Raw genomic sequence first — 11,666 nt, 5'->3', positions numbered from 1 at the left:
AAGGTGATACTAATTGAAAAAATTAAACTCCATAATATGTTTGTTTATAATTGCTATGGCAGTTCTGTTTTATAAAAATATGAATTTGTACTTTAATGTAAAAATCACACCAGCTAAAATTACAAAAGCTCCAATACAGGGAAAATGGCAGGTATATGAATACATTAAGATTGCGGACTCTGATTTAAGTGATGACGATATAAAAAATATGATTGGTAATAAGGCTATATTTAGTTTAGACAGTGTTAATTTTAATAAGGAAGTGTGTAAAAGACCTAATTTTAAAGTTAAAGTAGTAGATTCAAACGAATATTTTACGAATGATTTGAAAGTAAAACCATCAAAGCTTGGAATAAGCCAAGATAAAGTTAAGATAATAACAATTTCATCAAATAATATATTTTTTGATGAATACATACAAATAAATGATGATTGTATATTAAAAGTTTATGATGGGGTTGTTTTATTTTTGAGGAAGGAAGGAAAAGTTTCTAACAGTAAGTCTAATGAGGAAATGTCTGAGAAAAGACGTGATACAGTGAAAGATGATGCTTCATTAAATAATGGACTGTTATTAGGACTTAGAGAAAAAAGTGAAAATGGTTATAAGTATAGAACATTGTTTATAAGCGATAATGAAGAAGGATTTTCTATAAAGGAAATGGACAATCTGCTTGTACCAAGAAAAAACGGGTTTTTAATGCTAGAGGTTAATAATATTGAAGATAATGGAATTACGCGGGATGCTATTTTTGCAGGTCCCTATAATAAAGATGTGAATAATATAGTTAAATTTTCACAAAACCCCATTAGTTCAAATATAAATTATAAGATTCTTTTCGTAGGTAATGAATACATGTCCCTTGAGAATGAAGAATTAAAATTAAATCCAAAGTTTGGAGGACAATATGGTATAAATACATACCTTTCAGTTGTTCCACTAGATAATATTTATGGGGATGGTATTGCTTTTTCAAAAATAATACGAAATAATCCTAATGATATACTTCAAGATAATGCAGAAAAGTTTCTTAAAAGGGCTGGAAAAGACAAATCTGAAATTGATAAAAATGTGCTTGAAACCAACTGGGGGATAATAAGAGAAAATGGAAAATGGACTTTGAGGGGAAAAGTAAGTAATGAATATTTTGATGTAGGGATTAGTACACCTAGAATGATAACTAGTTATGATCAATTATCTATTCCATTTAAAACTATAAAGAACAAGTTTCCAGATGCTATTGATGCATATACTTCGCCAAACAAAAGGTTCTTAGTTGTATTAACTAAAAATAATTTAATGGTAATGCCTATTGAGAATGGTGATTCTATTGGTAAAGTTAAAATTAACATTAATCTTAAAGGTGATGAAGCTTCTGTGATGTCTCAATGGGCAATGGGAAGTTATGTTGATGAATGGGCTAAAATGTTTAGAAATAAATAAAGCAAAGTAAAAAAATAAAAAACTACGTAGGAGATATTTTGTATGAACGATAGGATGAAAAGAAGAAAGAGAAAATATATATCGATTTTGATTGTTTCTAGTTTTGTAGTTTTTATATGTGCAATTGCAATTATTAAGACGGTAGACAAAAAAAATGTACGAGTTGGTGCAGAAAAAAGTATAAAGTTGAAAAATTCTAAGAATCCTAAAAAGGCTATGGATAAAAGAGAAAGCAGCTTACCGCCAAAGAGTGTAAATGAAGCTAAAGGTGTAATTTCTTCGGGAGAGTACATGCCTTGGAATGAAAAACCAACTAATGGTCAGAAAATAGCGTATCTTACTTTTGATGATGGACCATCTTTAAATAATACTCCACAAATATTAAGTTTATTAAAACAGAATAAAATAAATGCTACATTTTTCTTAATAGGAAAAAATGCTGAAAAATATCCTAGTTTGGTTAAAGAGGAAGTAGCTGACGGAGATGCAATTGGAAATCATACTTATAGTCATACTTTAAATTATAAAGAAGGTCCAAATGGATTTGTTGAAGATGTAAATAAATGTGATGAAATTTTAAAATCAATAGTTGGAGATAAATATGATTCTAAGCTACTTAGATTTCCAGGTGGATCATGGGATTCTAAATATCTAAAGCTTGGGGCTTTTAGAAATGCAATTGCAAGTGCGGGATATCATTTTGTAAATTGGAATGATCTTAATGGAGATGCTGAACATGGATTAACACCAGCGAACGACCTGTATGAAAGAGTTATAAAAGAGACAGGAAACAAGCAGGTAGTTGTAATATTAATGCATGATGCTGCTGCAAAAACCACAACTGTTAAAGCTCTCCCTAATATAATAAAATACTTAAAAGATAAGGAATATACTTTTGAAACCTTAAAATAAAGGTGGTGACCCTATATGGGGGCGTCTGTTCTTTTCCTTCTTTTTTAATTAAAAAAAGAAGGGTGAGGAATAATGAAAATAAAAAAACTTGTAGATAAACTGTTTCAACTAATGAAATTCATGTGCACCAAAATGCCTAGAAGATGGCATTTTGGTACAAATAAATTTCAAGTTTTCAATCAGTTTATCTTTAATAAGAGTGATTTAAAATATATAAATAATATGGCATTGCCAATAATATTAAATAATTTATTGGCAATGTTAATGGATTTTTGTATTCAAGCAATGGTAGGTAGATTGACATTAAACAATTTTGCAGAGGTAAGTGTAATTAATACAACAATATATAGCATAACAGGTGTTTTAGGCATGGTTTCAATGGCTTTTAACATTTTAGGTAGTAGGTACAGAGGCAAAGAAGATGAGACTGGCCTAAGACAAAGTTTTTTAGTTAACTTATTTATTGATTTTGTTCTAGGTATTTTGCTTTTTATGATTTCTATACTTATTGGTAAAATGGTACTTAGTGAGCTTTATGGTTTTAGGGGCGCAATTTTAGATGAAACTTCCATATATTTAAATATATACGTACCTTCAATTGGATTAAATCTTATATTATTTACTTTTGGGGCATATTTCAAAATTATAAATAAAACTAAATACACGTTCTATGCAAATCTAGTTGTTACTGCAGTAAATATACTTATGAACTACATTTTAGTTTTTGGAAAGTTTGGATTTCCTAGAATGAATATGAATGGTGCCGCAGTAGCAGTTATTTTATCACTTACACTAAATTTAATTATATATTTATTTTTAATAAAGTGTAATACAATATTTAGGGCAAAATATGATAATGTATTTAATATATTTAAGGATACTGTGAAGATTACTATTCCTCTTATGGGGCAGGAAGTTTTAGAATCAACAATAGTTATTATATTTATAAATTCAGTGCTTTCGCATATAGGAATGAAGGAAGTTTCTATATATAATTTGCTGTTTTTATTAATAAGCTTAGCTTATATGCCTATGTATGGTTATGCGCAAACTTCACTTACAATTGTAAGTAAATTATTTGGAACTGAAAATAAGGATAAGGTTAAAGTAATACCAAAAGTGTCCACTAAGCTATCTTTAATTTTTTATATAGCGATTAGCGGTTTTGTTGTGATTTTTAATAAGCAAATTTTAAATATAATAACTAATAATAATTATCTAATAACAGGTTCCATGGGTTATCTTATAATTGCTCTACTTTCTAGTACATTGAATATTCCAGCTACAATATATAAATATTGTCTCCAAGGCATTGGAGATGAAAAATGGGTTTTTTTATCTTCAATCTTAATTAATATTATTAATATTGGCTTAATCTATATATTTGGAATAAAAATTAATATGAAATTGAACGGAGTATATTTAGGTTTAATGATAAATTATTTGATTTTAACAGTAGTGTTTTCTATTAGATATAAAGATAAAACACTGTGCAAATGAATTTCAATAGTTGAACTGATTTATCTATAATAAAGAAGTGGCAAGATGAAGGGGAAGGAAAATGGAGGATTCTAAAGAAAAAAAGTTAATTGAAGAAGATTTATACAAGCCTGTTCATGACTTTTTTGAAAAGCAAGGGTATACGGTAAGGGCTGAAGTAGATCATTGTGATGTAACTGCTATAAAAGATGAAATACTTTTAATTGTTGAGCTTAAAAAGAATTTAACAGTTGGACTTTTATCTCAGGCAGTAAATAGACAAAAGGCTGCTGACATAGTGTATATGGCAATTCCAAAGCCCCAAAAGATGAAAGCAAATTCTAAATGGAAAGACATATGCTACTTAATAAAAAGGTTAGAATTAGGACTTATTTTTGTAAACTTTAAAGGTAATGAAGCTTTTGTTGAAGTAGCAATAGAGGCTAAGAGCTTTGATTTTGCAAAAAGTAAGAGTATGGCTAAAAGAAAAAGAAATCATATAATAAAGGAAATGCAGGGGAGAAATAAAGATTTAAATGTTGGAGGAAGTAAGGGGAAGAAGCTAGTTACTTCCTATAGAGAAAATTCAATTTTTATTGCCTGCTGCCTTAATAAGTTTGGACCAATGTCACCTAAAAAGCTTCGTGAAATTGGAACGGATTGCAAAAAGACAGTTTCTATATTGTATAAAAATTATTATGGCTGGTTTGAGAAAAAATCAAGAGGAGTCTATGAAATAAATGATGAGGGGAAAAAGAACCTTGAAGTTTATGAAGAACTGGCAAATTATTATTATGAAAAGTTAGATAAATGATGGAAGCAGTAAAGCAGAGTACTCTGCTATCTCTACTCTGCTTTACTGCTGTTCTCTTTTATTTTTTCAGCAAGATCATTTAAGTATTCCCATCTTTCATATAACTCTTCAAGTTTTTTTTCAAGTTCTGCTTTTTCGGGTAAAAGGTCCTCGAGAAGCATATAATCACTTCCAGCTGAGTTAATTTTATCTTCAAGCTCAGCAAGTTTATTTTCAGCATTTTCAACTACGCTGTCTATTTCATCGTATTCTCGTTGTTCTTTATAAGAAAATTTTAATTTATTATTTTTAGGCTTTTCAGCTTGCTGCTTTTGAACTTTAGGTTTTTCTTTTTTTATTTCTTCTTCATAAGGATGCTTTTCTAGATATTCGGAATAATTTCCAGTATTATAATCTATTTTGGCATTGCCCTTAAAAATAATTAACTCATCTACTACTTTATCAAGAAAGTATCTATCATGCGATACGGTAATTACGCAGCCTTGGAAACCTTCAAGATAATCTTCAAGTATAGTGAGGGTTTCTATATCAAGATCATTTGTAGGCTCATCAAGTAAAAGTACATTAGGTGCTTCCATGAGTATTCTAAGCAAATATAATCTTCTTTTTTCACCACCAGAAAGTTTTGAAATTGGTGTCCACTGCATTTCGCTGGTGAATAAGAATCTTTCAAGCATTTTTGAAGCACTAATTAATTCACCTGTTGCATCTTTTATAAATTCAGCACCTTCACGTATGTATTCAATAACTCGCAAGGCTTCATCCATGGATTTAACTTCTTGAGAAAAATAGCCCATTTTAACGGTTTGACCTAAATCAATAATCCCACTGTCAGGTAATAGTTTCCCTGCTATCATATTCAAAAGGGTTGATTTTCCTATTCCATTTGGTCCAACTATTCCGATTCTATCTCCCTTGGAAAATATAAAGCTGAAGTCATCTATGATTTTTTTATTACTAAAGCTTTTGCTCACGTTTTTAATTTCTATTACCTTTTTACCAAGGTAAGAGCTTTGAGCAGAAATTTCAACTTTTTCTTGATTTTTAGGAGCATCTTTTTCATTTAACTCGTTAAATCTATCAATTCTTGCTTTCTGTTTTGTACTTCTAGCTTTTGCACCTCTTTTTATCCAAGCGAGTTCACGTCTTAGAAGGTTTTGTCTTTTTTCCTCTGAGGATTTTTCCATTTCTTCTCTTTCAAGTTTTTTACCTAAAAAAGTACTGTAGTTACCAACGTAGGTATAAATTTTGCCATCATTAAGTTCAAAAATATTGTTTGTAATTCTATCAAGAAAGTATCTGTCATGGGTAATCATGAATACAGCACCTTTTTTTGAGGATAAATACTTTTCTAACCAGGAAATTGTATCACTATCAAGATGGTTTGTAGGTTCATCTAGTATTAAAAGATTAGAAGGTGTTATAAGTGCAGCTGCTAAAGCAATTCTTTTCTTTTGACCACCGGATAAATTGCCGACCTTTTCATTGAAATTATGAACGCCTAGTTTTGTTAGTATAGTTTTTGCTTCATTTTCTATATCCCACAAATTTAAAGCATCAAGTTCTGAGGTTAAACCTAAAAGAAGACTTTGGCACTTCGCATCGTTTGGATTTATATTTGCGGCTTCAACAGCATTTTCATAGGCCTTTAAAGTTTTCATTTCCTTTGAGTCACCTTTAAATATTTGTTCAAGTACAGTAGCATCATCAAAAAAATTTGTGTTTTGAGAAAGATAGCTGATTTTCAATTCATTTGAAGTTATTATATTACCTGAATCATAATCTTCAAGTTCGCATAAAATTTTCAAAAGGGTAGATTTACCTGTACCATTAATACCAATAAGTCCTATTTTTTCACCTGAGTTTATGCTAAAATTTATATTATTTAAAATGGTTTTTTCTCCATAGCTTTTAGATATATTTTCAAGAGTTATTAAATTCATAAAGTACCTTTTCCTTTCTTAGGCATATTAAAGAAAATAACAAGTCTAACTTTCGGCTATTTTTGCGTAATACTTCGTCACTGTAGCACGCTAAGACAACCAGTATTAACATGTTACAGTTTCTTGGATTACACAAAATTATCTCTCAATTTGGACTTATTATTTTTTTTAATATGCCTTATATGATTGATTTTTTCTATATTCAGTAGGTGTAACACCTATATTTTTTTTGAATATTTTTGAAAACAGTAGCACATCTCTGTATCCAACAGAACGTGCTATGTGGTTTACAGTAAAATTTGAATTGCTAAGTAGTTCGCAAGCTCTCTCCATTCTAAAATTTATTAAAAATTCTTGAGGTGATGTATGAAGATATTTTTTAAACAATCGAAACAGATAAGCTCTCGTTATATTTATATATTTGGCTACATCAGAAATTTTTATATTGCTGCTGTAATTATTACTTATATACATGGCAGCATCTTTAACATATTTTTCTCCAATATCTGTTTGTAAGTTAGAAGTCGGCTTATCTATACTTTTTGTCAAGTGATAGATAAACTTATATAAGCAAGATAGAAGTATAATATCCCTTCCTATTTGCTCATGGGAATAGGATAGCATATCTTCTATACAATTCTCTAATTCATTATTAACCTTGCAAGTTAACACAGGGCAGGCAGAACTTAAATAGATTTGGGATATATAGTGTTTAGCATTTATTCCATTAAAACCAACCCAAACATATTCCCATGGATCATTTTTATCAGCTGCATAATAGGCAAGCGTATTTGGTTCTATTAAAAATGCATTTCTAGATTCTATATTGTAAGTTTTATTTTTTGTTTGAAATGTTCCTTTTCCACTGATTACATAGTGAATTAAATAGTAATCTCTAATACCAGGACCCCAATAGTGTACATTGTTACATGCCTGACGACCATAGCAAGTAACATTTAAATCTGTATTAACATACCGTGAAATTGTACATTGTTTAAACATAAATCTCCTTTAAGGATAAACCATTTCAACTACCAAAATCAATTTGCATCATAATTCCTAGAAAACGGCATTTTGATACAAATTAATTTTGAAGTTTCAAGTGGTTTATCTTAGAAACATCATAATATTAATAGTATACATTAATCCATATTAGAAAACCAGTAAAAAGTATAAAATGAATATGGATATCTAATATGAATTTAATAGGGGATGAGTTTTATGCCAATAAACTATAACGAAAAAGAAAAAATATTTCACCTTCAGGCTTTAGACACAAGTTATATAATTCAAATTTGTGAATCAGGTTATATAGCTCACTTATACTGGGGCAGAAAAATAAAAAAGTTAAATTTTAATAATAAACCTATACTTAAAAGTTCAAATTATAATGTTTTAGATTTAGATTTACCACTTGATAAATTACCACAGGAATATCCTATGTATGGAAAAAGTGATTTTAGAAATCCAGCATTTCATGTTCAACTTGAAAATGGAAGTACAATTAGTGAATTTAAATATGCTTTTCATAAAATATATAAAGGGAAACCCAAACTTGAGGGACTTCCAGCAACTTATGTTGAAAATGATGATGAAGCAGATACTCTTGAAATTACAATGGTGGATTCTCTTACGGGACTAAATATAAAGCTTTTATATACTGTATTTAATAATTTAAATGTTATAACTAGATCAGTTAAATTTATAAACGAAGGCACACAAAAGCTTAGGCTCTTGAAGGCGATGAGTGTTAGTGTTGATTTTGATAATAGTGATTATGATATGCTTCAGCTTTCAGGGGCTTGGGCGAGAGAAAGTAACATTTATAAAAGAGAACTTGTACCAGGTATTCAAGCAGTTGATAGTTTAAGAGGAATAAGCAGTGCACAGCAAAATCCATTTATAGCTTTGCTTAGTAAGAATGCAGATGAAATTCATGGTGAAGCTTATGGTTTTAATCTTGTTTATAGTGGAAATTTTACAGCTGAAGTTTATGTAGATCAATTTTTAACAACAAGGGTTTCTATGGGAATAAATCCGTTTGATTTTTCATGGCTACTTGAACCAAAAGAAAGCTTTACTACTCCAGAAGTAGTCATGGTTTATTCAAAAGCTGGTATTGGAGAAATGTCGAGAACTTACCATAAGTTATATAGAAGAAGAATGTGCAGAGGAACTTATAGGGATAAAGAAAGACCAATATTAGTTAACAATTGGGAAGCAACATATTTTAACTTTAATGAAGAAAAAATTAAAGATATAGCAAAGGCAGGAAGTGAACTTGGAATAGAACTTTTTGTACTTGATGATGGATGGTTTGCAAATAGAAATTCAGATAATTGCTCATTAGGCGATTGGATTGTTGATAAAAATAAGCTTCCAAATGGACTTTCAAAGCTTGCAGAAGACATAAATGAAATGGGATTGTCCTTTGGTTTATGGTTTGAACCAGAAATGGTATCTCCAAATAGTGATTTGTATAGAAAACATCCTAATTGGTGTTTGCATGTACCAGATAGAAAGAGATCTAGCGGTAGAAATCAAAGAAATCAACTTGTACTAGATTTAACAAGAAAAGATGTTTGTGACGAAATAATAAGGATGGTATCTGATATACTTAAAAATGCTCCGATTTCTTATGTTAAATGGGATATGAATAGACCACTTACAGAAATGGGATCAGATAAATTATCACCAGAGCGTCAAAGGGAAACTGCTCACAGATATGTACTTGGACTTTATAGAATAATGAATGAAATTACATCAAGTTTCCCGAATATACTTTTTGAAAGTTGTTCCTCTGGCGGCGGAAGATTTGATCCAGCAATATTATATTATATGCCTCAAACCTGGACTAGTGATTGCACAGATGCAGTAGAAAGACTTAAAATTCAATATGGAACAAGTATAGCTTATCCATCAATTACTATGGGAGCACATGTTTCAACTTGTCCAAACCATCAGGTTGGAAGAATGACAAGCATAGATATGAGAGGAAATGTTGCAATGTCAGGAAACTTTGGTTATGAGCTTGATTTAACGAAGTTTACCTCAGAAGAAAAAGACATAGTTAAAAAGCAAGTTGAATATTACAAGGAAATCAGACATATTGTTCAATTTGGTGATTTTTATAGAATAAAGAGTCCTTATGAAGGAAATGAAACTGCATGGATCTTTGTAACTGAAGACAAAAAAGAAGCTGTTGCATCATATTTTAGAGTTTTAGCTAAGCCTAATATATTATCAGCAAGACTAAAATTTGAAGGACTTAATCCAGATTACATGTATGAAATAGTTGGCGAAGATATGATTTTTAGTGGTGAAGAGCTTATGTATATAGGGGTTGATATTCCTATAATTGATGAGGAACATTATAGAGTATATGGAGACTTTTACACGGTTAGATGGAGACTAAAAAAAGTGGAGTAAAGAATTGGATTGCACTAAAAGTTATTTTATACGTAAATTTTAAACATTGCGAATTAAATCAATTCACAATTCACGATGCACAATTCACAATGAAGGATGATTTTCTTCCGCTTTGCTACAGAAAATCTTGTAACTTAATTTTTTTATTGCTTTCGCAATAGCACCATTTATGGTGCTAAGCGAAGCTTATAATATTTAAATTTAAGATTTACCTGACGTAAGGAAGGCAAAGCATCCTTCATTGTGAACTGTGAATTGTGAATTGATTTAGTTGGTTCGCATTAATTTTAACATTGTAGTTAAATATTTTTTAAAGGGACATCCTGTATTTTGTAATAATGTGTTTGAAATAAATAAAAAATAGTAATATAATAGAAAAAGTAATTAATAAGTTCAAAGATTTATATTCCGTCAGGAAATAAATCAACCTTCATTGTGCATTGTGAACTGTGAACTGTGAACTGTGAATTGATATAGGAGAATTACCATGGATTTAAAATTAAAAAGTTATAAAAAAGATTTCGATTATTCATATACTTTTGGAGCATTTCCAACTATGGAGCTTATAAATTTTAGAAGAGATTCAGTAATTAAAGTGTTAGTTAGCTCAAATTATGACGACACATCGTCGGATTTTAGCATATACGAGGTATGCAAAGAAAAAAATATAGAAGTTGAAGTAAATGATAAGCAGTTTAATAGATTAAGCCCAAAAGAAAATTGTTATATAATAGGCGTTTTCAAAAAATTTGATGTTAATATTGAAAAAGATAAGAATCATGTTGTACTTGTAAACCCAAGCAATATGGGGAATATAGGAACAATTATAAGAACTATGATTGGATTTGGAATAGATAATCTTGCAGTAATAGGTCACGGAGCGGATATTTTTAATCCAAAGGTTATAAGGGCATCTATGGGAGCCATTTTTAAACTTAATTTTAAGCATTATGATTATTTCGAGGATTATATGGCTGAATTCAAAAATCATGACATGTATCCGTTTATGCTTAAGGGTGCAGTTACACTCGATAAGATTAAAGTTGATAATGGAAATTTGTTCTCATTAATATTTGGAAATGAGGCTACTGGATTAAGTGATGATTTTCTAGGTTATGGTAAATCTGTATTTATACCACACTATAACACTATTGATTCCCTTAATCTTACAATAGCTGCGGGCATAGCATTATACGAATTTTCAAGTAAAATTAAGTAGTTTATATTGGGTAAAACAGCGTACCTTACATATATAAAATTGCAAAAATAATATTGCATAAAATTCTGTTGTATGGTATTATATAAAAGGTAATTTAATATATAAGAAATTCACATTCTCCTTTTTTATGGAAAATGAAATTTTTATTTATTAGATTCTAACTTAAAAAAGGAGATGTTTAATATGGCAGATAAGACTATAGTATGTAAAGATTGCGGTAAAGAATTTGTTTTCACTGAAGGAGAACAAGAATTCTACAAAGAAAAAGGATTTGAAAATGATCCAGTAAGATGCCCAGAGTGCAGAAAATCAAGAAAACAAAATAGATCCTTCAGAAAATAATTAAAAGTGGACTTTTAGTGGCTGTTGATCTCATCAACAGCCATTTTTATGTCGACAAAATTAAAATATTATTAAAATAAATTT

9 protein-coding genes are annotated in these 11,666 nt (G+C 29.7%); 7 read left to right on the top strand and 2 right to left on the bottom strand.

The features are described 5' to 3' along the window. Positions 1-13 precede the first annotated feature (13 nt). From CUEA01_RS16495 to CUEA01_RS16480, 4 genes are all read left to right on the top strand, one after another. A complete protein-coding gene (locus CUEA01_RS16495) occupies positions 14-1,444 on the top strand; it encodes a hypothetical protein (RefSeq protein ID WP_234122809.1) in 1,431 nt (476 codons plus the stop codon). A gap of 42 nt (positions 1,445-1,486) precedes the next feature. Continuing rightward, positions 1,487-2,356: a polysaccharide deacetylase family protein gene (locus tag CUEA01_RS16490; protein ID WP_234122807.1), complete on the top strand. Its 870-nt coding sequence runs from the start codon at positions 1,487-1,489 to the stop codon at positions 2,354-2,356. 72 nt (positions 2,357-2,428) lie between these two features. Further along, a complete protein-coding gene (locus CUEA01_RS16485) occupies positions 2,429-3,856 on the top strand; it encodes an MATE family efflux transporter (RefSeq protein WP_234122806.1) in 1,428 nt (475 codons plus the stop codon). 61 nt (positions 3,857-3,917) lie between these two features. Next, positions 3,918-4,649, top strand: coding sequence for a DUF2161 family putative PD-(D/E)XK-type phosphodiesterase (locus CUEA01_RS16480; protein ID WP_234122805.1), 732 nt, complete (start codon positions 3,918-3,920; stop codon positions 4,647-4,649). A 32-nt stretch (positions 4,650-4,681) separates the two neighbouring features. Here the strand turns inward: CUEA01_RS16480 and CUEA01_RS16475 are convergent, their stop codons facing one another. Then, positions 4,682-6,592, bottom strand: a complete 1,911-nt coding sequence (locus CUEA01_RS16475; RefSeq protein ID WP_234122804.1) for an ABC-F family ATP-binding cassette domain-containing protein — start codon at positions 6,590-6,592, stop codon at positions 4,682-4,684. Between the two features lie 168 nt (positions 6,593-6,760). After that, the gene (locus CUEA01_RS16470) at positions 6,761-7,594 is read right to left on the bottom strand and encodes an AraC family transcriptional regulator (RefSeq protein WP_234122803.1); all 834 of its coding nucleotides are present in this window, start codon (positions 7,592-7,594) and stop codon (positions 6,761-6,763) included. A gap of 219 nt (positions 7,595-7,813) precedes the next feature. Here CUEA01_RS16470 and CUEA01_RS16465 point away from each other — a divergent pair, with 219 nt between their 5' ends. The 3 genes from CUEA01_RS16465 to CUEA01_RS16455 all read left to right on the top strand — a co-directional run bounded on the left by CUEA01_RS16465 (position 7,814) and on the right by CUEA01_RS16455 (position 11,582). Further along, a complete protein-coding gene (locus CUEA01_RS16465; protein ID WP_234122802.1) occupies positions 7,814-10,021 on the top strand; it encodes an alpha-galactosidase in 2,208 nt (735 codons plus the stop codon). A 487-nt stretch (positions 10,022-10,508) separates the two neighbouring features. Further along, the gene (locus tag CUEA01_RS16460; protein ID WP_234122801.1) at positions 10,509-11,240 is read left to right on the top strand and encodes a TrmH family RNA methyltransferase; all 732 of its coding nucleotides are present in this window, start codon (positions 10,509-10,511) and stop codon (positions 11,238-11,240) included. Between the two features lie 183 nt (positions 11,241-11,423). Continuing rightward, entirely contained in the window at positions 11,424-11,582 is a 159-nt protein-coding gene (locus tag CUEA01_RS16455; protein ID WP_053242914.1) for a zinc-ribbon domain-containing protein, read from the top strand. Positions 11,583-11,666: the final 84 nt, after the last annotated feature.

The organism is Clostridium hydrogenum, from assembly GCF_021432385.1.
GTDB classification, from domain to species: domain Bacteria; phylum Bacillota; class Clostridia; order Clostridiales; family Clostridiaceae; genus Clostridium_S; species Clostridium_S hydrogenum.
This window is presented reverse-complemented; position numbering and strand designations above follow the sequence as displayed.